We start from the raw sequence: 24890 nt of genomic DNA, 5'->3' as shown, positions 1-24890 counted from the left end.
TTTTACCATACTTTTATTTTTTCATAATCCTAACAGAAAAAAAAGAGGAATTTGTAATATTCTTTATGAAATTGTCGGTGTTTGTATTGATTCTGTTACAGTATTAACAGGATCTACTCTTACAAGTATGACATCCTCCCCAATTTTCACAATTTCCTTCCAAGGAATTACAATTTCAACATCTTTTCCAAAAATACCCAGCATACGTGTCTGTTTGGAAATAATAACAGAACAAACTTTCCCTGTGTTCATATCAATTTCAATATCTCCAATATTCCCAATCCTTTTTCCATCTGAAATATTTATAACATCCTTCATCTGTAACTCTGAAATTCGTATCACCATTTTTATCCTCTCCCTTATATGACGAATTGGAAGCTGTTTCTCATATTTACAGGAACCCACCTATACGAAACACCATGCTAGTTTCATTATATGAACACTAATCCCCTACTATGAGCACAAACCATATTACATATAAAAAGGTCTCACCATAATTGGTGAGACCTTATCCTTGAATCGTTTTATTCATTTGTTTAATAGCTGACTTCTCTAAACGTGATACTTGCGCTTGGGAAATCCCAATTTCTTCTGCAACTTCCATCTGTGTCTTTCCTTGGAAGAAACGTTTTCTAATAATCATTTTCTCTCGATCATTTAAACGCTTCATTCCTTCTTTCAACGCTAGTTCTTCAACCCACTGCTCGTCCTTTTGTTTTTCATCACTTAACTGATCCATAACAAAGATAGGATCTCCCCCATCATTATAAATCGGTTCAAATAATGAAACTGGATCTTGAATCGCGTCTAATGCAAAAACAATTTCTTCATGAGTCACTTCAAGCACTTTTGCAATATCCATTGCTGTTGGTTCTTTTGAATTTTCTGCAATCAATTTCTCTCTAACTTGTAACGCTTTATACGCAATATCTCGTAATGATCGAGATACGCGAATCGGGTTGTTATCACGCAAATATCTGCGTATTTCCCCAATAATCATCGGCACAGCATACGTTGAAAATTTTACATTTTGGCCTAAATCAAAATTATCAATGGATTTCATAAGTCCGATGCAACCAACTTGAAATAAATCGTCAACATATTCTCCTCTGTTATTAAATCTTTGGATGACGCTCAGTACAAGACGTAAGTTTCCATTCACTAATTTCTCTCTTGCGCTTATCTCTCCACTTTGCATTTCACGAAATAATTTACGCATTTCATCATTTTTTAGTACGGGAAGTTTAGCTGTATCAACACCGCAAATTTCTACTTTGTTTCTCGTCAAAGTGTTCCCTCCTATCGGGAGTTGCTGTACAGTGTAAAGTATTTCCTTTGAAGGGGATTTTATGCATACGGTTTTCTCTTCATTTTTCATTTTCGTTATCTCTTCCCATACAACGAAAGAGAATAAGACCAGCCTAGATAACGGCTGGTCTTATTCTTTACACCATTTTATTAAATTCTTTTCGTAATCTTTTTATGATTCTTTTTTCTAAACGTGAAATGTATGACTGTGAAATCCCAAGCATATCCGCCACATCTTTTTGCGTCTTTTCCTCTTCTCCAGCAAGCCCAAACCGAAGTTCCATAATTTGTTTTTCACGATCATTTAATTGGTGTAATGCTTTCATTAAAAGGTGACGATCTACAGTAGCTTCTAAATCTTTTGTAATAATATCATCATCTGTACCTAACACGTCAGACAACAACAGTTCATTCCCATCCCAATCAATGTTTAGCGGTTCATCAAAAGAAACTTCCGAACGATTTTTGTTATTCCGACGTAAGTGCATTAAAATTTCATTTTCTATACAACGCGATGCATATGTTGCTAATTTTATTTTCTTTTCTGGATTAAATGTATTTACCGCTTTAATAAGGCCGATTGTTCCTATACTAATTAAATCTTCAATATTTATCCCTGTATTTTCAAACTTTCTTGCTATATATACAACGAGCCTTAAGTTACGTTCAATAAGTAATGACCTTGCTGCCTGATCTCCTTTTGGCAATTTATTCAAAAGAACTTCCTCTTCTTCTTTCGTTAACGGTGGTGGCAACGCTTCACTTCCACCAATATAATAAATTTCATCGGTCTTAATTCCTAATTTCAGCAATACTTTATACCAAAGGTATACTAAATAAAATTTTAATTTCATCATATTATCCCGCCTCTCATTATTAAGCGATCACCATTTTTTGTGAAATCAACATTTTTGGATGCACAATACATTGATACTCCCCATTAGTAGACAGTTGTTGTGTATTTAATCCAATTAATACTTTGTTTACAACAATAGAACTACCTTCATGATCAACTTGCACACTGTCAGGCTTAATTGCCCACAAAAATTGACTTTCTACTCCTACTGCACGGAAAGGAATTAAACGTAATTTTGTCGCCCAACCAGAATCATTTTCTGGTATTTGAGGAATTTCTGTTTTGGAATAAATTTGTTCTGTTAACCAAGATGGTAAGCAATGTTCTAATGATGAAACATGCATAATCATAACGGGTGTTTTTGTTAATGGGTCGTAAAGTTGATTCCCACTGTCAATAAGACCTGCCAGTTCTAGTTCTTCCTCGGCCAATTGAATTTTTACTTTCACAATTTGGTCATAGTGTATTTTCGTGACCTCTACGCTTTCAATACGCTTTTTAGAAAAATAATAAATTACCGGAAAACCAAAAATAACAAATAACCAACTAATTGGATCGCCGTAAGAAATTGACTGAGATTGAACCAATCCATTTACCATTTCATTCGTTTGCAAAAAGAAATGAGTTCCAATTAATCCTCCGCCAACCATAAAGGTTACAAAGTAAAAAGTAAAAACAGTTTGTGCATAATTTCTAAATGTTGTAAACCCAAATGCTGTATACACAATAAGCAGCGAGTACAGTAGTTTCATAATTGGATGTGTCATCATAGAAGCAAAAGGAGTAAAGGCAAAAATAACAATAGTTGAACCTATAAATGCCCCTAACACAAGCCTCCATCTTTTGATCTTCTTTTTTAACACGGTAGCTGTTAATAAAAGCAAAAGAAAATCAATGCAGGCGTTTAACAACCAAACAACGTCGGCGTAAACAACCAAACAATTCACCTCTTTTTTCAAGTTGAGACTAGTATAATGCATATCCAATAGGAAAGTGTGTCAATTTGCGGAGGTGTTTTTTTGTTATTTTGTGATTTCTAGACAAAATCTGTCGGTAAAAAATAAAAGTACAAATTCATAGAATGATATACTCTTATTTTCACCAACAAAATATATTGAAATATACGAAATAAAAAAAGACCTGCTAAGCAGGTCTTTTCCATTTAAAAAACAAAAAAGGAGCATAAAAGCTCCTTTTTTTATCGTCTACGACGGTTACGTAAAAATGCTGGAATATCGATATCATCTGAATCTGAATGACGCTCATGTACAACTGGCTCTTCACGCTTCATTTCACGTTTTACTTCACGTTGTTTTGAAGGTTGAGCTACTGGTTGTTGCTGTTGTTGAGTGTGGTTCGCATTCGGACGAATAATTGGTTTTGGTGGTTGAGTTGCAATGCTATCATCAAAACCAGTTGCAATTACAGTTACAACGATATCATCTTTTAATCCTTCGTTAATAACAGAACCGAAGATCATATTTACTTCTGGATCTGAAGCTGAAGCTACGATATCTGCCGCTTCTTGTACTTCATATAAGCTTAAGTTAGCGCCACCCGTAATGTTCATGATAACACCTTGAGCTCCATCAATAGATGTTTCTAGTAATGGACTAGAAATCGCTTTTTTCGCTGCTTCTGCAGCACGATTTTCCCCGTTACCAGAACCAATACCCATTAAAGCAGAACCTCTATTAGACATAATTGTCTTTACGTCTGCAAAGTCTAAGTTAATTAAACCTGGCGTTGCAATTAAATCCGAAATACCTTGAACACCTTGACGTAATACGTTATCAGCTTCACGGAATGCTTCTAACATTGGCGTATTTTTATCAACAATCTCTAATAAGCGATCGTTTGGAATTACAATAAGAGTATCTACATTTTCTTTAAATGCTGCAATACCAGATGCTGCTTGCGTCGCACGCTTACGTCCTTCAAAAGTAAATGGACGTGTTACAACACCAACTGTTAAAGCACCTAATTCTTTTGCAACTTGAGCAACAACTGGAGCTGCACCAGTTCCAGTTCCACCGCCCATACCAGCAGTTACGAAGACCATATCTGCACCACGAAGTGCTTCTTGGATCTGTTCTTTACTTTCTTCTGCAGCTTTTTTCCCTACTTCAGGGTTTGCGCCTGCACCAAGTCCACGCGTTAATTTTCCACCAATTTGCATTTTCGTTTCAGCTTTTGATAGATTTAATGCTTGTGCATCAGTGTTCACAGCGATAAAGTCTACACCTTGTACACCGTGTTCAATCATACGGTTTACAGCATTGTTTCCGCCACCGCCGACACCGATAACTTTTATATTCGCTAATTGATCTTGAGTAGTATCAAACTCTAACATGTCGAAATCCCCCTAGAACCTCATTTTTCGTGTCCAATTTTAATCCCATAAATAACGGAATACACGTTTTACTTTTGACATCATGCGGTCATCATTTTGATTATTATTGTTTTGATTACGAGTTTTTTGTTTTGCAGGTTGCTGTTGTACCTGCGTTGGTGTTGGTGCTGGTGCTGGTACTGGTTCAAAATGCTCTTGCTTTTCCTGCACATTTTTCCCACGTAATTTAGCTTTTTGATAAGAATGTTTAATTAATCCAACTCCACTTGTATATTGGGGCTCACGCACACCAATATAATCAGGAGTTGCTACACGAACATTTTCATGTAAAATATCATATGCAAGATCAAGAACACCCGGCATAGAAGCAATTCCGCCAGTTAGTACATAACCAGAAGCCACTTGCTTTACTCCTAACTTACGCACTTCATCTTGAACAAACATTAAAATTTCCTCTACACGAGCCTCTATTATATCCGATAATTCCAACTGAGAATATTGTTCTGTTTGATCACTTCCCATAATAGGAACCGTAAACATCTCTTCTTCAGATGCTGTATCATAAAAAGCATGTCCATATTTCAACTTAATTTGATCTGCATTTTCTGTTGAAGTTTTCAACCCAATCGCAATATCCTTCGTTATATGGTCTCCACCTAATGGTAATACGCTCGTCGCTTGTAACTCTCCATCTTTAAAAATAGATAGAGTTGTAGATCCTCCCCCCATATCAACAAGGGCTACTCCTCTATTTTTTTCATCTGAAGATATAGCAACTGTTGCAGCCGCTAAAGGTTGAAGACAAATATCAACAATTTCAAGACCTGCTTTTTCTACACAACGAAGTAGGTTATGTAGTAAAGTTCTCGAGCCTGTAATAAGTGTACCTTCCATTTCTAATCTTACACCGATCATCCCGCGTGGATCGTTAATCTCGTCAAGACCGTCTACGATGAACTGTCGAGGTACCACATCAATAAACTCACGTTCTGGAGCAATTGACACAACTTGTGCTGCATCTAGAACGCGTAAGACATCTTCATTCCCGATTTCACGATCTTCATTTGAAACAGCGACTACTCCGTGACAAGGAAGTAGCTGTACCTGGTTTGCATTGACACCTACTACAACTTGCTCAATGTGGATTCCCACCATGCGCTCAGCTTGTTCAATTGCTTTTTTAATTGATCGAACAGTCTCGTCTATATCAACTATCGATCCCTTCTTTAAACCATTTGATTTTACATTTCCAACACCAATAATGTTTAAGCTGTCATTAACCATTTCACCAATGATGACTTTAACATTGGATGTACCGATGTCAAGACTAACATATATTTCATTGCTGTTCATTCTTTGGCACCTCCTTCTTTATTTATACCATACAACTCAATATATGGAACAACAATCGCAACTTTACTATTTATAAGAAAAATATTCAACGTCTTTATACGTTTCCCTTTTTTAACCCTATATTTTTCTTATTTTTATTTAGCATTTCAATTAAGAATATCGCAGTAAACTATAAATAACTGCTTATCTTGAAATAATTCTATTTCGAGTGTAAAGTTTACCGCCAAGTATAAGTCTACACTAAGATGTACTCATAGAAAAGTGAAACTTGTACCAATACTAGTATGAATCTAAGAATTTTTACATATTTTTCATCAAATGAACCATTCTTCTAAATTCGTATACATATAATAGAACATTCGTTTCGTTTTTTCTGCTATAAGCAACGAAAACTACCATTCTATTCTTTTTTTTCTTCCGCACCTAATTCTTTCGTATATGCACCTACTTCTAAGTCAATTAATACCTTCTTACCTGGATCAATTGTTTTTAAAATAAGTGGATAGGCTTCCATACGTTTTGCGAAATTTTGAATCGTAGTGCTCACTTCATAACCTTCATTCATATATAAAGTAAGATGATCTTCATTCGCATTCGTTGGTGAATAGCGAATCTCCGAAATAGATTTTAAAATAGCTGGTGTTAATTTTTCTAGTTCAGCGATTAACTCCTTCATTTTCTCTTCTTTAAAAGGTTCGAAAATCGGTGCTGCAACAGGAAGTTTTCCATTAGGTAGTACATCAAGCGTTTTTCCATTCTCTAATAACGGTTGTAATTTTCCCTCTTTATTTATATAACCAATCGTTAAATATTCTTCGATATGAATATCAATCTTGTTTGGAAAACGTTTTTTTACATTTACTGCTTTAATTTCTTTTCGCTTCGTTAAGTTTTCTTCAGCTTTATGTGCTGTCACTCGGAAATAACTTGTATCATATGTCACGCCTGAATCCTTCATTACTTGCTCATCCGTCATATAGTGATTTCCAAACACACTAATCTTTTTTATATTACTAAGCGGAGACCGAAAATAAATTAAAAAGAGCACTAATAAAAATAAAATTGATATGTATAAAATCAATCGATGATTAACATTTTTTTTGTTTTTTTTCTTTTGATTTTTCAATTTTGGTACACGATCTTGTAGTTTAATCACTTTACTATTATTCATGTACGATCCCCCTATGTAACATAAAGAACGGCATGTTCCTCATGCCGTTCTTATCTTCTTATTATAACATAAATGATAATGAGCGGAACGAATAACCGTTATCTTCCAATGATTTCTACTTCTGTGTGCATATCTACATCAAATTTATCCTTAATTGTATATTTTATTAATTCAATTAAAGACAATACATCTTGCGCTGAAGCTCCCCCGGTATTAACAATAAAATTGCCATGCATTTCAGAAATTTGAGCTCCACCAATCCTATAACCACGAAGCCCTGCTTTTTCTACTAAATCTCCTGCAAAATGTGGGATTGGATTCCGAAATACACTTCCTGCACACGGGTGATTCCATGGTTGCGTTTCACGGCGGTAATCTTTATTATTTTGCATGCTGCGTACAATTTCTTCACGTTTTCCCGCCTTTAATTGAAACTCCGCCTCTAAAACAATACCAGGACGTTTCGTTTGCAATACAGATGCCCGATAAGAAAACTCCAGTTCTTTATTCGTTAACCAGTCAATTGTACCGTCTTCAAACAGAATGAGAGCCTTCGATAATACACTCGATATATCCGATTTATGTGCACCTGCATTCATATATACTGCACCACCGACACTTCCTGGAATACCGCTTGCAAACTCCAATCCAGCTAGCCCTTGACGACTAAGTAAAGTTGACAATTTAATAAGAGGATATCCACTACCAACTCTTACCTTATGTTTTTCGACCTCTAAGTGATCTAATCCTTCTCCTAAACGAATAACAACACCTTCTATGCCTTGATCAGATACAAGAAGGTTTGAACCGCGCCCAATTACAGTCCACTTCGTTTTGTATTGCTTTACTAACTGTAATGTTTTTTCAATACCGGCTACATGCTTTGGCACAATTAAAATATCCGCTGGTCCACCTATTTTCATAGTTGTATAACGTGCTAACGACTCGTTAACTAAAACACGACCAACATCTGCTTCTATAAGCTCATTTACTAATTGTTCCATAGACAATCTCCCCCATATTAAGTCTCCTTATGACAATAATATGCAGGGCGTTCACCTAACGTTATCCCTCTATTTACGGGCAGTACAGCTCCTAAATCAAAATTCGGCGGTAACAAAGAAGTTAAGTGGTATCGGGATGCCAGTAAACATCCGATTAGTAAAAGGTAATAATCAACGAGAGAGAATCACTCCCCACTGATTAAAGCCTCACTTTATTTTTTTACAAGCTTATTCATTACTTCATACAGCTTATTTGCTGCATCTGGAATACCTAGTTGCTTAGCAGCTAGCTTCATATTTTGTAATGTTTGTGCATCCAATAAAATCTCATCAATATCACGAATAAGCGTTTCAGCTGTTAAATCTTTTTCAAGTAACATTTTTGCTGCTCCTTTATCAACAACTGAACGTGCATTCTTTTCCTGATGATTATTTGTTACGTACGGACTCGGTATTAACACACTTGGTTTTCCTAACGCTGTTAATTCTGCAAGTGTTGTTGCCCCAGCCCTTGAAACAACAAGGTCTACACCAGTTAGTACCTCTGGCATATTATGAATGAACGGCTTAATAATAACATTGTTCGGGTTCCCTTTTTGCTTCACGGCTTCCATCACTTTGTCATAATGCACTTCACCTGTTACATATAGTATTTCGTAGCTTTTGTTCCCAAACTGTTCAATCGCTTCAACAAAGGCATCGTTAATCGGTCTAGCCCCGCGACTTCCACCAAATATAAGTACAGACTTTTTAGGAAGAGAAAGTCCAACTGAACGTTTCCCTTTCATTCCACTTTGATCCATTACCTCTGATGCTCGTGGATTACCTGTCATTACTACTTTTGACTCTGGAAAATGCTCTGTAGCTGCTTCAAAACAAACAGCAACTTTATCAACATAACGGCTTAAAAATTTGTTCGTTACACCTGGTACACTATTTTGTTCATGTACAATAGTTGGAATACCCAATTTGGCTGCAGCGTATACAACTGGTCCACATACATATCCACCCGTTCCAATTACGATATCTGGATTAAAACGACGAATATATCGTTTACTATCTTGTACACCTTTTAGAAAACGCATTACTGTTTTCACATTATCTAATGATATTTTTCGTTTAAATCCACTTATAACAATAGATTGAAATGGTATACCTGCTTTTGGAACGATTGTACTCTCTAGTCCATTTTCCGTACCAATATATAAAAATCTTGCTTCTGGATTTAACTTTTTTATTTCTCTAATTAAAGCAAGAGCTGGATAAATATGACCACCAGTACCCCCACCACTCACTAATACACGCACTACTAACTCCTCCGCTTCTCTTTTCTTATTTCCATTATATTTATTTCTATATACATATTGCATTTTTACACACACATACGAAAAACCCTGTCTTATAAACAGGGTTTAGTAGCGAGAATGGCGACTTATATTTAATAATACACCTACTGCCATTAACATTAATGTCAAACTTGATCCACCATAACTTAAAAACGGCAAGGTAATACCCGTAACAGGCATCAGCCCTGTTACAACACCAACATTAATCATTACTTGAATCGCAATCATCGCCACAATACCTACTGCTAAAAACGTACCATATAAATCTGGCGCTCCTAATGCGATACGAATCCCGCGCCATAATAATAGACTAAATAATAATAACACAAATGAACCACCAATAAAACCTAATTCCTCGGATAAGATCGCAAATATAAAGTCAGTTTGTGGTTCAGGTAAGTAAAGAAATTTTTGTCTACTTTGTCCAAGTCCAAGCCCAAATAATCCACCAGGTCCAATTGCGAGTAGTGATTGGATAATTTGAAATCCACTTCCAAGCGGATCTGCCCACGGATCTAAATATGATGTAATGCGTTTCATTCGATACGGTGCTGATGCGATTAACGCTACAAATCCTGCTACACCAAGTAAACCAAACATTGCAAAGTGAAAGACCCTCGCTCCCGAAATAAATATCATAATTATACATGTTCCAACCATTACCGTTCCTGTCCCAAGGTCTGGCTGTAACATAATCATCCCAAAAGCAAGAAACACAAAACTAAGAGCCGGTAATAAACCACGTTTAAAAGATGTAATCAATTTTTGCCGTTCCGCTAAAAACTTTGCCAAGAAAATAATCATCGCAAACTTCATAAATTCTGACGGTTGAATCGAAAAGGCTCCGATCCCAATCCAACTTCGTGCTCCTCCTCGGACAAGACCTACTCCAGGGATAAGAACGAGAATAAGAAGAATGAAGCAAACTAGCAAAATTACTTTTGAATACGTACGCCACACCCAATAATCAATTTTCATAATAAAAAACATAGCTACTACACCAAGACCCGCAAACAATAATTGTCTTTTGGCAAAAAAGAATGAGTCCCCCATTTTATAAGAGGCCCAAACCGCACTCGCACTATAAACCATAATCATTCCGATTGTCAACAAAGAAAGTGTTACGATGATGAGAATAAAATCAGGCGTTTTCTTCATTACCCACAAACACCACCTCTTTAGGCAGAACCTTTTGCCCTATGTAACAAAACATCAGTAGGTGTTAGCCTACTGATGTTTTGATTTACTTTATATAAGTTTATGCACAGCTTGTATAAAAATGTCTCCTCTTTCTTCAAATGTTTTAAATTGATCCCAGCTTGCACACGCTGGAGAAAGAAGAACAACATCACCATCTTTAGAATGAGCATAAGCTTTCACCACTGCTTCATCTAAAGTATCGACACTTTCAATTATATCTAATCCCGCTTTTTCTGCCGCTCTTACTAGTTTGGGAGCTGTTTGTCCAAATGTTACAATCGCTTTTACATTTTTGAAATACGGAATTAAATCATCGAATTCATTTCCGCGATCAAGCCCACCTGCTAGTAACACAATCGGTTGTGTAAACGCAGATAATGCTTTCTCAGTCGCTAACATATTCGTTGCTTTTGAATCATTATAAAACTTACGGTTGTTAATCGTTGTTACATATTCTAATCGATGTTTTACACCCGTAAAACGTTTTAACACGACCGTAATTGCTTCATTAGAAGTACCTAATAATTTCGCAATACTCATCGCAGCTAAAATATTTTCTAGATTATGTTGACCAGGTAAAACGATATCGCTTACTTCAACAACTTTTTCACCTTTGAAATAAAGAGCGTTGTCTTTTATACACGCGCCATCTTCAATTTCTTTCGTTGTCGAAAACAGGATTTTTTGGCCTTTAGTATCTGCAGATAAAGCCATCACGTCTGCATCATCCGCATTTATTACACTATAGTCGTTTTCTGTTTGGTTTTTAAAAATATTTGCTTTTGCTAAACCATATTCCTTCTTCGTCCCATGATAATCTAAGTGGGCTTCAAATAAGTTTAAGAACGCTGCAATTTTAGGTTGGAACGATTCTACTCCCATCAATTGGAATGATGAAAGTTCTGTAACTATAACTTCATTTTCTTTTGCATCCTGTGCTACTTCACACGCTACTGTTCCAATGTTCCCTGCAATTACAGGATGCTTTTGTCCTTCTTTTAGCATTTCAAATGTAAGCATTGTCGTCGTCGTTTTACCGTTAGACCCCGTAATCCCAACAAATGGTGCTTTTGAAATACGATATGCTAATTCAACTTCCGTAACAATTGGAATTTGCTTTTCTTTCGCAGCAACTAATATTGGATTAGAATACGGAATTCCTGGATTTTTTACTACAAGAGAAATATTTCTCTCTAATAATTCTAAAGGATGACCACCGCATACAACGTCCATTCCTTTTGCTTGTAATTCTGCAGCAAGTACATTGTCTGCTAAAGGTTTTCCGTCATTTACAATAACATTTGCCCCTAACTTTTGTAACAATGTAGCTGCTGCATAACCACTTTTTGCAATGCCTAATACAAGAATATTCTTATTTTGAAATTCAGTTACAGTTTTCAATTACATCCACACCCCGATATAAATTCCTAACACAGCTAATAAAAATCCTGCAGACCAAAACGTCACAACAACACGCCACTCTGACCAACCACATAATTCATAATGATGATGTAATGGACTCATTTTAAAGACACGTTTTCCTGTTGTTTTAAATGAAATGACCTGAATAATAACCGATAAAGTTTCCATTACGAATACTCCGCCAATAATTACAAGTAGCAATTCTTGTTTTAATAAAATCGCTACAGCTGCAATGGCTCCACCTAAAGCTAATGAACCTGTATCTCCCATAAACACTTTTGCTGGATTCGCATTGAATACTAAAAATCCAAGTACAGCTCCTACAACTGCCATACAGAATATCGCTACTCCAAATTGCTCTTGTGCCACAGCAATAATACTAAATGCTCCAAATGCAATAGCCGCTGTTCCTGATAATAAACCATCTAAACCATCAGTTAAGTTAACTGCATTTGATCCACCAATAAGCATAAATAGTACAAGTACAAAATACGCCCAACCTAATTCAAACTTAACATCCGTTCCCGGAATCATGATGTATGTGTGGAACGCTTGCCCTTTTCCAATTAAAAAGAACGCAATAGCAATAACAAGCTGACCTACTAATTTTTGTTTTGATGTTAAACCAAGATTTCTCTTCTTAACTACCTTTATGTAGTCATCTAAAAATCCGATCAACCCGTAACCAAATGTCACTAATAGTAATAACGAAACCTCTGCACCTAAATAATTAAACTTAATCGCCATAATAAGTGAAGTTACCATCATAGATACGTATATGACGATACCACCCATTGTCGGTGTCCCTGATTTTTTTTGATGTGACTTTGGTCCCTCATCACGAATACTCTGTCCGAACTTTAATTTTCTTAAAAATGGAATAAACAATGGCGAAAGGGCAACAGAAATTAAGAATGCTACTCCAGCCGTTACTAATAAACCTTGCTCAAGCACATGTAGTCCTCCTCTCACGTTGTTACTCTTCGTTGTTTAAACGCCCTATAATTGCTTCTTTAGCAACTTCACGATCATCAAAATGATGAACTTCTTTACCAATAATTTGATACGTTTCATGACCCTTACCAGCAATAATAATGATATCATCTGCTTTCACTTTAGCAATTGCATGGTGTATTGCTTCTTTTCTATCAATAATCACTTCATAATTATTCCCACTTGCACCATGTACCATATCATCTAAAATAGCCGCTGGATCTTCACTTCTTGGATTATCTGATGTATAAATTGCATGAGTTGCATATTTCGTTGCAACACTTGCCATTATCGGTCTCTTCGTTCGATCCCTATCGCCGCCACAACCAACGATACAATACACATCACCTTTTGCAAATTGTTTTGCAGTTTTTAATACATTTTCTAAACTATCCGGCGTATGTGCATAATCAACAATAACTGTATAATTTTGTCCGCCATCAACAACTTCAAAGCGTCCTGGAACCCCAGCTAGTTCCTTTATAACAGCAATGATTGTTTCTAATTTCACACCCGAAACAAGTCCTGCTGCTGTTGCTGCAAGTACGTTATATACATTAAATTTACCTATTAATTTCATCGTAACATTTACACTTTCATACGGTGTGACAAGCGTAAATGTAGTCCCGCCACTCGTCATAACGATATTTTTGGCCATAATGTCACTTGTTGTGTCAATACCATATGTTAGAACTGTTGCTGCAGTACTTCTCATATACTCTTCTGTTACATTATCATCGCTATTCAGCACAGCGTATTTTTCACGATTATGATTATAACTATTGCCAAGCTGTGCAAATAGTAACCCTTTTGCATGTTTATATTCTTCCATCGTTTTATGATAGTCTAAATGATCTTGTGTTAAATTCGTAAACACCGCTACATCGTAATCACATCCATGTACACGCCCAAGATCTAACGCATGTGACGAAACTTCCATTACCGTGCTGTCCACACCTTGTTCAACCATTTTTGAAAACGTCTGTTGAAGTGTTAGTGCATCTGGTGTTGTATTTTTCACCTCAAATGTTTCATCACCGATTTTCATATTAATCGTTCCAATTAGCCCTGTTTTATGACCATGTGCTCGCATAATCTCATCCATAATATGCGATGTTGTTGTCTTTCCATTTGTACCTGTAATTCCGATTAAATGTAACTTGTGTGTCGGTTGACCATAAAAATAATCAGCTAAAACCGCTAACGAACGAAAAGTATTTTTCACAAGTACAACTGGAACGTCAACATCAATTGGTCTTTCCGCAACAATAGCAGCCGCCCCTTGTGCCGCTGCTTGCTTAGCAAAATCATGGCTATCAACCGTATATCCTTTCATACATACAAATAAGCTTCCTTCTTTCACTTTACGTGAATCAGCTTCTATAGATGTGATTTCTGGATTTTCTTTTGGAACAACTGGAAAATCATGCAAACATGATAAAAGTGTATGCAACTTCATTTCACTAAACCCTCTCTACATTGTTTATTTATCTTTTTTTCAGTAAGCAACACATTACCTCCTATATAAGGAGGTAAGTGCTACTGGCCTATTTATGAATGAGACACTTATTGTCTCAAATTAAGTAACTGTTCTATAAAGAACTCACTTCCACCAATTGTACCATAAAACGTACTATGTTACCTTTAATTCCCGAAGTAAATTCTAATTTTTGAGCCTTCTTTTACTTTAGCTCCCGCTTCTGGTGATTGCTTAATTACTTTCTCTCCATCTCCACTTATATCAAGCTTCAAATCGACGAGTTGTGTTTGTAAGTCTTTCTTTTTCATTCCAATTAAATTCGGAACTTCCACAGTTGGTGTATCGCCCCATTTATATTCTTTCTCAACTTGTTCTTTTCTCGGTTTCACTCCCATAACAGGAAGCGCATCTCGAAGGATATTCCCGACAATTGGAGCTGCTACCACTCCACCAAACTGTGTAACTCCTTTTGGATTATCAACAGCAACATACACAACAATCTCTGGATCATCCGCTGGAGCAAATCCGATAAAAGATACTATATAATTATTCTCTAAATATTTACCATCTTTCACCTTTTGAGCAGTACCCGTTTTTCCACCTACACGATATCCATCAATATAAGCTCCTTTACCAGAACCTTTCGCTACAACATTCTCTAATGCATAACGAACTTTTTCTGAAGTTTCCTTGGAAATAACTTTTCTTTTCTCAACAGGTGTCTTTTTACTAACAACTTGATTATTTTCCGGATCAATAAATTCCTTAGCTATATACGGCTGGTACAATGTTCCACCATTTACAGCCGCCGCTACAGCTGCCACTTGTTGAATTGGTGTAACAGAAACCCCTTGGCCGAATGAAGTTGTTGCTTGCTCTACTGGACCAACTTTATCTAAATTAAATAAAATCCCACTGCCTTCACCTTGCAAGTCAATTCCTGTTTTCTGTCCAAAGCCGAAATTACGAATGTATTTAAATAATCGGTCTTTACCAAGGCGATCACCAAGTTCAATAAATCCCGGGTTACATGAGTTTTGAACGACTTCTAAAAACGTTTGACTGCCATGACCTCCTGCTTTCCAGCATTTCAATCTAGCTCCACCGACTTCAGCTGCTCCATCATCATAAAACGTATCCTTCTCTAAGTCTACTAAATTTTCATTCAATGCTGCAGCTAGTGTAATGATCTTAAATGTTGAACCAGGCTCATACGTACTCCACACAGGTAGATTTCTGTTATACACTTCTGGAGAGACACTTTGAAAATCCGCTGGATCAAAACTCGGCCGACTAGACATACCTAAAATTTCACCATTTTTAGGATTCATTGCAATTGCAATCATACCGTCTGGATTATAAGTTGACTCCGCAATATTCATTTCTCTTTCCATAATCCTTGTAATACGCGCATCGATTGTTAATCCTAAATTTAAACCGGCTTCTGGTTTTTTGAAATCATCCCCAACATTAGGCATCCTTTGTCCTTTCGCATCTGCAAAAAAACGCACATGACCTTTGTCCCCATTTAGCTCTTTATCATAATATTTTTCTAGTCCCATAAGACCTTGGTTATCGCTACCTGCAAAACCTAATACATGTGATAAAAAGTTTCCAAATGGATAGTACCGGATAGAATCTTCTGCGATATACACGCCCTTCAAACTTAATCCTCGTACTTCTTTCGCTTTGTCATGTGATATTTTCCTTCCGCCTTTATCTAACCTTACAATCGATTCTTTTTTTGTAATCCTTTTATAAATCTCATCTTTTTCCACACCTAATACTGCAGCTAACTTCTCTGCAGTCTCTGCTGGTTTTTCAATTTGCCTCGGTACAACAAAGACAGTTGGAGCACTTTTATTCGTGGCAAGTTCCACACCATTTCGGTCTAAAATTTTCCCACGTTCGGGTTCAAAAGTAATATTACGACTCCATGAATCTTTCGCACGATCCGTTAACATATTCCCAAGAAAAAATTGCACATATCCAAGACGAATATCGATAATAGTGAAAATAAGTATACCTGATATAAGTATAAAAATAAGTCGTTTTCTAACTGTTACATTTGATACACGCATATCGGAACAAGCCTCCCTTACGCCTAGCTTGTTCCAATATATGCTTGTACTTATTTAATTAGAACTTCTTCTCTTTTACCATTACGGCTTTTCTGCTTCTTGTTGTGGTTCGAGTGGCGGTACGAGTGTGACACCTAATTCTGTACCAGGTTGTAATAACGTTCCTTCCGCCACACTTTGTTCTGTTACGTATCCAGTACCAGAAGGCTTCAAGTTAAGCTGTAATGTCTTCGCTAAATTCATAACATCACGTAATGCCCATCCTTGTATATTTGGCATTGTAGGCTTATCTCCTACCAAGAAGACTCGGTCACCTTTCAATGTTTGTTCAGTCGCTTTTGGTACTTGTTGCTGTACTTTCCCTTCACCTAATACGATTGGACGAAGTTTTGCTTTATCAATTGCTTTCCCCGCTTCAGCCATCGTTTTACCAGTTACATCTGGAACAGTAGTTTGTTGCTCTTTCAGATGTTTTTTCGGGTCTTTCACTTCATTTGGCTTAATCTTTAAATACTCTAAACTATTTTTTGTTACATATTTAAAAATATCAGCTAAAGGCTGTGCACCGTTCTCATCATCTTTTAATTTCGGCTGTTTAACAGCTACATACACAACAAGTTGTGGGTCGTCCATTGGTGCCATACCTAAGAATGAGAATATATAATTCTGTCTTCCTGTCATATAGCCGCCTTTTCCATCCGGAATTTGCGCTGTTCCTGTCTTACCACCAACTGAATATCCATCAATTTTATAAGCTGTCCCTGTACCTTTCGGAGATGTAACAACGCGTTCTAATAACTGTCTTACTTGCGCTGCTGTTTCCTTTGTAACAGGTTTTCCTACTTCTTCTGGCTTATGTTCTAATTTCACTTTCCCTGTTATCGGATCTACAATTTTATCAATTGCATAAGGTTTCATCATTTTCCCATCATTTGCAATGGCCGTTGCAGCTTGTACAAGCTGAATTGGTGTTACAGTGGAACCTTGTCCAAAAGCTGTTGTCACTTGTTGTATTTGCTGATCGAATAAAATTGTATTCGATCCTTCACCTGATAAATCAATGTTCGTTTTTTCATCTAATCCAAAACTATGAATATATTTTCGGAAACGTTCTGGACCAAGTTTTTGGTCTCCTAAAATTGCAAACGCTACGTTTGAAGAACGCTCTACCCCTTCATCAAAGGTGATAGAACCCCAACCAGCACCACCGTTATGGTCTTTTATTTTCCTATTTCCGACTTGATATGTCCCAGACTGATAATAATCTTGTCCTTTGTACACACCTTCATTAATAGCTGCCGCTAACGTAAAAATTTTCATTGTTGATCCAGGTTCAAATGCATTTGCAATTGCATCATTGAAGAAATATTTAATTTGACGATCATTAGGGTCATAACTAGGTTTAGTAGACATCGCTAATATTTTTCCAGTTTTCGGATCTGCAACAATCCCTATTAAACTTTCTGGCTCATATTGCTTACTTGCTGCTTTCATCGCGTCTTCTAAATAACTTTGGACACGTTGATCAATTGTTAAATACGCGTTATCTCCATTTTTAGGTGCCTTTACGTTAACTTTTCCACCATCAAGGGATACACCTTTACGATCACCTGTATATGCTACTTCTCCGTTAGAAGCACTTAAATATTTATCCAAGCTTTTCTCTATACCAAATTGACCTACCGAGGTCCCATTCTCATTTGGTTTTGCATGACCTATAACGTAAGATGCAAAATCACCGTTTGGATACACCCTTGCATTTTCTGTAATAAAAGATATTCCCGGCAACTTCAACGCTTCTATTTGTTCCTTCTTTTCTTTCGTCAAATCCTTACCTAACGTTCCAAATTCGACTTGACTTCTACCTTCCTTATTCAAGGAAGCTAAAATATCCTCTTCGCCTTTTCCAAGTACTCCTGCAATTTTCTTTGCAGTATCTTCTTTATTCTCAACAGAGTTAGCACCTTTTAGCGCAGCTACTATTTTATAAGAGTTTGCGTCTTGCGCTAACACATGACCATTTTGATCATAAATGGTGCCTCGGTTCGCTTCAAGAACTCCTTTTTTACTATGCTTTTGTTTAGCAAGTGCATCTAAATCTTGATTATGCACTGTTCCTGTTGATTGTATGTAAAAAAATCGGGCTAATAACAGCAAAAAGAGCAGGAGGAAAAATATCATAAAATAACCTGCTCCCTTATTGGTATGAAATTTAGTCATATTCTTCTTCATCTTTCCTTCACACCTATTGCCTTATTTGAGGCCTTTCACATTATTCGCATTAATTTCTAGCCCGTGTTTTTTTGCAACTTCAGCGATTCGTTCATAGCGACTTAACTTCTCTACTTCAGCTTGTAATTCTTGATTTTCTTTTTGCTGCTGTACAATTTTTTCTTCTATCGTCGCTGCTTCTACATTAACTTGATAAAGGCCTGCTTTATTTCCAATAAACGCGACACAGGCATACAATAAAAAGCCAATAAACGCTACATACAACATTTTTTCGATTCTTGTAATTTTTGCTTTAACCTTCGGCTTAGCCATCTGCTGTGGGGGCGTTTGAATTTGCACCTCTTCTTGCGCTTGTTGTTTGTACTTTACAGCTAAATTAGTCATACCTCTCTCTCCCTTTTATCGTTTTTCAGCGATTCTCAACTTCGCAGAACGCGCACGATTATTTTCTTCTAGCTCTATATCAGAAGGTAAAATCGGTTTTCTTGTAATAAGCTTTAATTTCGGCTTAAATTCATCAGGAATAATCGGTAATCCTGGCGGCAATTGTGGCGTTGTACTATTTCGCTTAAACGTTGTTTTACAAATGCGATCTTCTAATGAATGGAATGTTATAACACTAACCCTTCCACCTGGTTTAACCATCTCAATAGCAGATTCCAATGCTTCTTCAAATACTTTTAATTCATCATTTACAGCTATACGAATTGCCTGAAACACTCGCTTAGCAGGATGCCCACCAGTTCTACGAGCAGGAGCCGGAATACCTTCTTTAATTAGCTCTACTAATTCTCCTGTCGTTTCAATAGCTTTATTCTCACGATAAGCTTCAATTTTTCTTGCAATTTGTTTTGAAAATTTCTCTTCACCGTATTGGAAGAAAATCCTTACAAGTTGTTCATATGACCAGCTATTTACAACATCATATGCTGTTAATGGGGCATCTTGATCCATCCGCATATCTAACGGTGCATCATGATGATAACTAAAGCCTCGCTCTGGTGTATCTAATTGTGGGGATGAAACACCTAAATCAAATAAAATACCGTCTACTTCTGTTATACCTATTTCTTGCAGTTTTTCAGCTAAATAACGGAAGTTACTCTTTACTGTTATAAACTGTTCACCGTATGAAGAGAACTTTTCTTTCGCGTTTTGAATCGCTATCTCATCTTGATCAAACGCTATTAATTTTCCACCTTCAGTTAATTGGGATAATAAATAAGAACTATGTCCTCCTCCCCCCAGTGTACAATCTACATATGTACCATCTGGCTTTATATCTAAGCCGTCTACTGTTTCCTTTAAAAGCACTGTTACGTGTTTAAACATTGTTGCACCTACTCTTTTTCCAATTAATTATGTTGAATGTATCCCTTCCTCTAAGCACATATTTCACGCTTAGAGAATGAAATAATACGAAAGAACGACTCATTTAACTTACCAACAAAGGCAACATACTATACAAATCGCTATTTTCTTTTATTATATACTAAATTTTATCATCTTTTGCGGGAATTTAAATAAAAAACTGTCGAAAAAGCGAATAATACGTTTACATTTTGTGCTATTTTGTCATATATTTAAGTATCCAACACAATTACCATATCCAACACTTTTTTTGATTGATAATTCAGAAAAAAATCACTTCACAGTAAATTCAACGGAATAAAAATAAAATCCTGCTCCAAAGAGCAAGATTTTACAGTTTTATAACATGATGTTTTCCGTCCCAAGAAAAAGGGTTTTCCATTACACGATCAACGAAATCCAAACCAAACTGATTTAAATAATAACATACATTCCACACACGTTCTTGCGGCGCACCTAATGGACGAAGTGCGAATTGTATACGGCGGAATTTATTTAGTTGAACCTCATACTTTTTCTCAACATTTCTTTTCAACATTCTTTCCAGCAGTTCAATTTGTTCATTAATTTTCAATTCGTTTTTCCCTGCAAACGCACCTAACCCTGGCTCTATTTTCTTTACAAATTGCTGTAAAGATGTATGAATATCAGCAATTTCTTTTTTTGCCTTTTCAAAATGATCATCAATCGGTTCCTCTATTCGATTAGACAACCAGTTTTCACGCAGTTTATCGACACCATTTAAAAACGGATCACTTTCTCTCAATTGCAGATCGAATAAATCTGTCGCTATATCTCTCTCCACATAAGTAATTGTAAGACGAGGAACGACAGGTGGCATTTGAAAACCGACAGTATGGAATACTTGTTGTAATTCACTCCAATAAGCTAATTCCCCTGGACCTCCAATAAATGCAAGCGTAGGAAATACATACTCTTGCATAAGAGGACGCGTTACAACATTATTACTAAAACGTGCCGGATTTCTCTCCATTTCTTCAATCAACTCTTCATATGAAAAGGAATGCGCCCCATCCTTTCCAACAAACTTACCTTGATGCTCTTCAAGCAATATTCGTTCATTATCTATTTCCATGAATATATGCACTGCATGAGACTTCGTTTCAATAATCGGTTTGTATCCTAGTTCTTTAATTACTTCCTGCTGATTACGAAGCCCCTCTTGCACCTCTTTATACTTACTTATAATTCGCTTAAAAAATGGAATTTCTAACTTTCTTAATTCAGGATGATGTGAATCAACAAGGATTAAACCAGAATTAGCAAAGATTTTCGTAATAAGATGAGCAAAGAAATCTACATACGTATTCGATTTTTTCAAAGCATCATCAACAAATTTTAATACATCCTTTGTAAAATTTGTTTCTGGGTATGTTTTAAAAATCTCTTCAATCCAACTTCTACAATCTTCAACAGAAAGTTCAGACTCAGAAGCACTCGCCTTTTTCGGATTACGATCATAAAAAATAGTTTTTTTCATCTTTTTATTTTTCGCTACAAAAGTATGGTTAATCTCATCCATATCATGGTCTTCACCCGCAATCCAGAAGACAGGGACAACTTTAACTCCTAAACTTTCTTCCTTTTCCTTTGCAAGCTGTAAAATTGAAATAACTTTATGAATTGTATAAAGCGGTCCAGTTAATAATCCCGCTTGTTGTCCAGCTATAACAACATATGTATTTTCATCTCCAAGCGCTTTTACATTTTGAAGTGTAGATTCTCCCGCTTGTAATTTTGTATTATATTCTAATAAATGCGCTACTAAATCTTGGCGGAAAAACTCCCTTTCACGCAAATCATGTAAACGTTGTTTAAAAGCATCTTCTGTTAACATATAATCAAAACATGACTGTATCTCTTTTTTACCGTTCATATAGTCCGCTACAACACCTTGTTGCGGAACAGAGATTTCTTTTATCTCCATATAATTCTTCCTTTCGTATCCAGTTCTCTCACCAATCCACATTGTAGTCAATGTTTCACGTAAAAGCAAAGAATAACACTTATACTCTTGTTTCTAACCCTTTTATTGCATCGAACAAAAATTGAAGTGTCGGAACTGGTCGTTGCTGTTTCTTAGCCTCTTCTAATACATACCCAACAATCGCATTAATTTCCGTCTGTCTATTCGCTCTTACATCCGCTAACATAGAGGATGTATTACGAGACGTTCCTTCACACACATTTCGTACCATTTGCCATACCATCGCTTTTTCTTCTCTAATAAGAAATGCGACCTCCTGAAACACTTGCTCCATCATCTGATAAAAAAAGCGATTCGTGATTAATTCACCATTCTTAACTCCCAATAGCGCTGTCAACGGATTGATACATACATTTACTACTAATTTTTCGCGCATAATCTCTTCCCAATCCGTTTCTATTTGAACTGGGAAATAAGCAACAGGAAAAGAATGAAATATTTTTTTAAAATGTATAGATTGGCCACAAACCACGCCAAATTTTGTTACACCTACTCCAGTATGATGAACGATATGCCCTGCCTCTTTTTTCGCACCATGTTCTACAATACCAACAGCTATATTTTCACTCCCTATTTGCAGCATCTTTGGAAGATGCGACATTCCGTTTTGCAAAAAGATTAATGATGATGCACCTTCCAAAAACGGTAGTATGTCATCTATATGATATTGCTTCACAGCAATAAATATATAATCTAAATTTTGCGCTACCATACTTTCTATCGGTAAAACAGCTGGATATACCGTTTCACATCTTCCATCTCTAATACAAGTTATACCTGTTTCATTTAACTCTTCAGCTTGCTTAGCTGTTCTTGTAAACAACGTAACATCTTGGTTACTTTTTTGTAAATAAAATGTATACAATAGACCAATAGCACCTGGTCCGACAATTCCAATTTTCATTTTCACACAAGGGATTCACATTAAGCGCCCTTGCCTCCCCCCTTTTTTATATCTTTTTAAAGTACATAAGCACACCCTCTAATTTCGTTGTCCTCTGCCAAACAAATACACTCTCATTTTTCACTATGTATATACTGCCTATTAATACACTTATACTCTTAGTTTAGCAAATCCTCAAAAAAATAATAAAAGAAATATACTATCTTCTTCATAAAAATAAAAAAATGAGTTATACTATTATTATAAATATTTTTACTTTTCTGCATTCAACGAGATAAGAAAAGGATGTGATGTAATGGGATTCCCAAAAGTTGAGCGCTTGCTCATCAATTATAAAACGTTAGATGAATTCAAAAAATTTAAAGGGTGCGGAGCCCAGGAACTATCTATGCTGGAAGAATTACAAGCAAACATTATTGAAAACGACAGTGAATCTCCATTTTACGGTATTTATTATGGCGGATCACTAATCGCACGTATGAGTCTATATATGAAAAGAAACGGCGGAGAACCATTCGAAATTACAGGTCCTTACCTAGAACTTTATAAACTTGAAGTATTACCAACTTTTCAAAAACAAGGATTCGGACAAATGCTTGTAAATCATGCGAAACAACTGCAATTTCCTATTAAAACGATAGCGCGTATTCATTCAGCTGGTTTTTGGGATAAATTAAATTTCAGCCCCGTATCAGTAACTGATGGAGATTTTTATATTTGGCATCCAGAAACAAATTTGAATGCGGTTACAAACGAAGAATCGGCTTAAGAAATAAAAAAACAGCTGTATAACAGCTGTTTTTTACAGGCTGTGGAGAAAGTCTTCTCTACAGCCTGTTTTTGTGTCTGAACCTCTTTTTATGTGTCAACACTGATAAAAAAAGAGGAAAAGGAGAGAGTTTTTATGATGGGTGCTTTAAAAAATCATCGTGATGAACGTGTATCTGTTTCTGTAGAAGAGTTGGTTCCACAAGATCATTTCCTTCGTGCGATTGAAGCGACAATTAGTTTTGATTTTATTGAAGAGAAATTACGCCCTTATTACTGTGAAAACAATGGACGTCCGTCAATCCATCCTATCGTTTTATTTAAAATGATGTTTATTGGATATTTTTACGGTATTCGTTCGGAGCGTCAATTGGAAAAAGAGATTAAAACGAATATCGCCTACCGTTGGTTTTTAGGGTTTTCTCTATCAGATACTATTCCAGATCATTCTACAATCAGTTGGAATCGCCGTACCCGCTTTATTCATACAAATATTTTCGAAGAAATTTTTGATGAGATCGTGAGGCAAGCGACAGAGCACCGGATGGTGGGAGGACGTGCGCTAATGACAGATTCTACGCACATTAAGGCCAATGCCAATAAGAATAAATTTGTACATAAATATAAAAAAGAAAAAGCAAAGTTTTATATAGATGAGCTAGAAGCTGCGGTAATCGAAGATCGTAAGGTACATGGAAAAAAGAATTAAAACCTAGAGAGGAAAGTGATACCCCTACCAAAAAAACTCGTATAAGTACCACGGATCCAGATAGTGGATTTTTAATGAGAGATGGAAAACCGAACGGTTTTCATTTCTTAGACCATCGTACGACTGATGCGAAGTACAATATTATTACAGATACCTATGTAACGGCTGGAAATATGGCAGATTCCGAGCCATATTTAGCACGCCTCCAAGCTCAAATTGATAAATTCGGGTTCAAAGTAGAAGCTGTAGCTCTTGATGCAGGCTATTTTACGAGCTATATCTGTAAGAAATTATCGGAGAGAAATATATTTATGGTGATGGGGTATCGCCG

At 36.3% G+C, this 24890-nt stretch carries 20 protein-coding genes and 1 pseudogene; 2 read left to right on the top strand and 19 right to left on the bottom strand.

What is annotated here, in order from left to right; all coding sequences use genetic code 11:
• Positions 1-63: 63 nt before the first annotated feature.
• The 19 genes from ACODS7_RS01270 to panE form a co-directional block, all read right to left on the bottom strand.
• Complete coding sequence (locus tag ACODS7_RS01270; protein WP_016080480.1) at positions 64-345, bottom strand: YlmC/YmxH family sporulation protein; 282 nt, start codon at positions 343-345, stop codon at positions 64-66.
• Between the two features lie 163 nt (positions 346-508).
• Entirely contained in the window at positions 509-1288 is a 780-nt protein-coding gene (gene sigG, locus ACODS7_RS01265; RefSeq protein ID WP_000197753.1) for an RNA polymerase sporulation sigma factor SigG, read from the bottom strand.
• 157 nt (positions 1289-1445) lie between these two features.
• Positions 1446-2165 carry an RNA polymerase sporulation sigma factor SigE gene (gene sigE / locus ACODS7_RS01260; protein WP_000976947.1) on the bottom strand — a complete coding sequence of 240 codons (720 nt, stop codon included), beginning with the start codon at positions 2163-2165 and terminating at the stop codon, positions 1446-1448.
• A gap of 19 nt (positions 2166-2184) precedes the next feature.
• Positions 2185-3102, bottom strand: a complete 918-nt coding sequence (gene spoIIGA / locus ACODS7_RS01255; protein WP_000261975.1) for a sigma-E processing peptidase SpoIIGA — start codon at positions 3100-3102, stop codon at positions 2185-2187.
• A gap of 260 nt (positions 3103-3362) precedes the next feature.
• Positions 3363-4517: a cell division protein FtsZ gene (gene ftsZ / locus ACODS7_RS01250; protein ID WP_000888984.1), complete on the bottom strand. Its 1155-nt coding sequence runs from the start codon at positions 4515-4517 to the stop codon at positions 3363-3365.
• 39 nt (positions 4518-4556) lie between these two features.
• Positions 4557-5870 carry a cell division protein FtsA gene (ftsA, locus tag ACODS7_RS01245; protein WP_243168103.1) on the bottom strand — a complete coding sequence of 438 codons (1314 nt, stop codon included), beginning with the start codon at positions 5868-5870 and terminating at the stop codon, positions 4557-4559.
• A gap of 400 nt (positions 5871-6270) precedes the next feature.
• Positions 6271-7041 carry a cell division protein DivIB gene (gene divIB / locus ACODS7_RS01240; protein ID WP_043937055.1) on the bottom strand — a complete coding sequence of 257 codons (771 nt, stop codon included), beginning with the start codon at positions 7039-7041 and terminating at the stop codon, positions 6271-6273.
• Between the two features lie 98 nt (positions 7042-7139).
• Positions 7140-8045 (bottom strand): UDP-N-acetylmuramate dehydrogenase, encoded by a 906-nt coding sequence (murB, locus tag ACODS7_RS01235; RefSeq protein ID WP_016080478.1) that lies wholly within the window; start codon positions 8043-8045, stop codon positions 7140-7142.
• 212 nt (positions 8046-8257) lie between these two features.
• Positions 8258-9352: an undecaprenyldiphospho-muramoylpentapeptide beta-N-acetylglucosaminyltransferase gene (murG, locus tag ACODS7_RS01230; protein WP_043315791.1), complete on the bottom strand. Its 1095-nt coding sequence runs from the start codon at positions 9350-9352 to the stop codon at positions 8258-8260.
• A 105-nt stretch (positions 9353-9457) separates the two neighbouring features.
• Positions 9458-10549, bottom strand: coding sequence for a stage V sporulation protein E (gene spoVE, locus ACODS7_RS01225; RefSeq protein ID WP_016080476.1), 1092 nt, complete (start codon positions 10547-10549; stop codon positions 9458-9460).
• Positions 10550-10639: 90 nt separating this feature from the next.
• The gene (gene murD, locus ACODS7_RS01220) at positions 10640-11992 is read right to left on the bottom strand and encodes a UDP-N-acetylmuramoyl-L-alanine--D-glutamate ligase (protein WP_016080475.1); all 1353 of its coding nucleotides are present in this window, start codon (positions 11990-11992) and stop codon (positions 10640-10642) included.
• Positions 11993-12967: a phospho-N-acetylmuramoyl-pentapeptide-transferase gene (gene mraY, locus ACODS7_RS01215; RefSeq protein ID WP_000893060.1), complete on the bottom strand. Its 975-nt coding sequence runs from the start codon at positions 12965-12967 to the stop codon at positions 11993-11995. It lies immediately after the preceding gene.
• 22 nt (positions 12968-12989) lie between these two features.
• A complete protein-coding gene (gene murE / locus ACODS7_RS01210) occupies positions 12990-14465 on the bottom strand; it encodes a UDP-N-acetylmuramoyl-L-alanyl-D-glutamate--2,6-diaminopimelate ligase (protein WP_224980670.1) in 1476 nt (491 codons plus the stop codon).
• A 185-nt stretch (positions 14466-14650) separates the two neighbouring features.
• On the bottom strand, positions 14651-16567 hold the full coding sequence (locus tag ACODS7_RS01205) for a stage V sporulation protein D (protein WP_016080473.1): 1917 nt from the start codon (positions 16565-16567) through the stop codon (positions 14651-14653).
• A gap of 81 nt (positions 16568-16648) precedes the next feature.
• A complete protein-coding gene (locus ACODS7_RS01200; RefSeq protein ID WP_080117117.1) occupies positions 16649-18799 on the bottom strand; it encodes a penicillin-binding protein in 2151 nt (716 codons plus the stop codon).
• Positions 18800-18820: 21 nt separating this feature from the next.
• Positions 18821-19183, bottom strand: a complete 363-nt coding sequence (gene ftsL / locus ACODS7_RS01195; protein ID WP_016080471.1) for a cell division protein FtsL — start codon at positions 19181-19183, stop codon at positions 18821-18823.
• A 15-nt stretch (positions 19184-19198) separates the two neighbouring features.
• The gene (gene rsmH, locus ACODS7_RS01190; protein ID WP_000472508.1) at positions 19199-20131 is read right to left on the bottom strand and encodes a 16S rRNA (cytosine(1402)-N(4))-methyltransferase RsmH; all 933 of its coding nucleotides are present in this window, start codon (positions 20129-20131) and stop codon (positions 19199-19201) included.
• Between the two features lie 370 nt (positions 20132-20501).
• Entirely contained in the window at positions 20502-22118 is a 1617-nt protein-coding gene (gene bshC, locus ACODS7_RS01185) for a bacillithiol biosynthesis cysteine-adding enzyme BshC (RefSeq protein ID WP_098640930.1), read from the bottom strand.
• Between the two features lie 79 nt (positions 22119-22197).
• Positions 22198-23082: a 2-dehydropantoate 2-reductase gene (gene panE, locus ACODS7_RS01180; protein ID WP_050844872.1), complete on the bottom strand. Its 885-nt coding sequence runs from the start codon at positions 23080-23082 to the stop codon at positions 22198-22200.
• Positions 23083-23377: 295 nt separating this feature from the next.
• Between panE and ACODS7_RS01175 the strand changes: the two genes are divergently transcribed.
• Positions 23378-23851: an N-acetyltransferase gene (locus ACODS7_RS01175; RefSeq protein ID WP_000506690.1), complete on the top strand. Its 474-nt coding sequence runs from the start codon at positions 23378-23380 to the stop codon at positions 23849-23851.
• 135 nt (positions 23852-23986) lie between these two features.
• Positions 23987-24890 (top strand): annotated as a pseudogene (locus tag ACODS7_RS01170) (IS1182-like element ISBth7 family transposase); the annotation flags it as partial.

This window comes from Bacillus sp. FG16 (assembly GCF_057809515.1).
The sequence above is the reverse complement of the archived record's forward strand: the minus strand, read 5'-3'. Positions and strand labels throughout refer to the sequence as shown.

Bases quoted from the DNA above. Each gene is read 5' to 3' on its own strand.
- ftsZ (WP_000888984.1), bottom strand. From the start codon at position 4,517: ATGTTAGAGTTTGATACTACTCAAGATCAATTAGCGAATATAAAAGTT.
- ACODS7_RS01270 (WP_016080480.1), bottom strand. From the start codon at position 345: ATGGTGATACGAATTTCAGAGTTACAGATGAAGGATGTTATAAATATT.
- ACODS7_RS01175 (WP_000506690.1), top strand. From the start codon at position 23,378: ATGGGATTCCCAAAAGTTGAGCGCTTGCTCATCAATTATAAAACGTTA.
- divIB (WP_043937055.1), bottom strand. From the start codon at position 7,041: ATGAATAATAGTAAAGTGATTAAACTACAAGATCGTGTACCAAAATTG.
- rsmH (WP_000472508.1), bottom strand. From the start codon at position 20,131: ATGTTTAAACACGTAACAGTGCTTTTAAAGGAAACAGTAGACGGCTTA.
- bshC (WP_098640930.1), bottom strand. From the start codon at position 22,118: ATGGAGATAAAAGAAATCTCTGTTCCGCAACAAGGTGTTGTAGCGGAC.
- ftsA (WP_243168103.1), bottom strand. From the start codon at position 5,870: ATGAACAGCAATGAAATATATGTTAGTCTTGACATCGGTACATCCAAT.
- ACODS7_RS01205 (WP_016080473.1), bottom strand. From the start codon at position 16,567: ATGCGTGTATCAAATGTAACAGTTAGAAAACGACTTATTTTTATACTT.
- sigE (WP_000976947.1), bottom strand. From the start codon at position 2,165: ATGATGAAATTAAAATTTTATTTAGTATACCTTTGGTATAAAGTATTG.
- panE (WP_050844872.1), bottom strand. From the start codon at position 23,082: ATGAAAATTGGAATTGTCGGACCAGGTGCTATTGGTCTATTGTATACA.
- spoVE (WP_016080476.1), bottom strand. From the start codon at position 10,549: ATGAAGAAAACGCCTGATTTTATTCTCATCATCGTAACACTTTCTTTG.
- murE (WP_224980670.1), bottom strand. From the start codon at position 14,465: ATGAAGTTGCATACACTTTTATCATGTTTGCATGATTTTCCAGTTGTT.
- murB (WP_016080478.1), bottom strand. From the start codon at position 8,045: ATGGAACAATTAGTAAATGAGCTTATAGAAGCAGATGTTGGTCGTGTT.
- ftsL (WP_016080471.1), bottom strand. From the start codon at position 19,183: ATGACTAATTTAGCTGTAAAGTACAAACAACAAGCGCAAGAAGAGGTG.
- ACODS7_RS01200 (WP_080117117.1), bottom strand. From the start codon at position 18,799: ATGAAGAAGAATATGACTAAATTTCATACCAATAAGGGAGCAGGTTAT.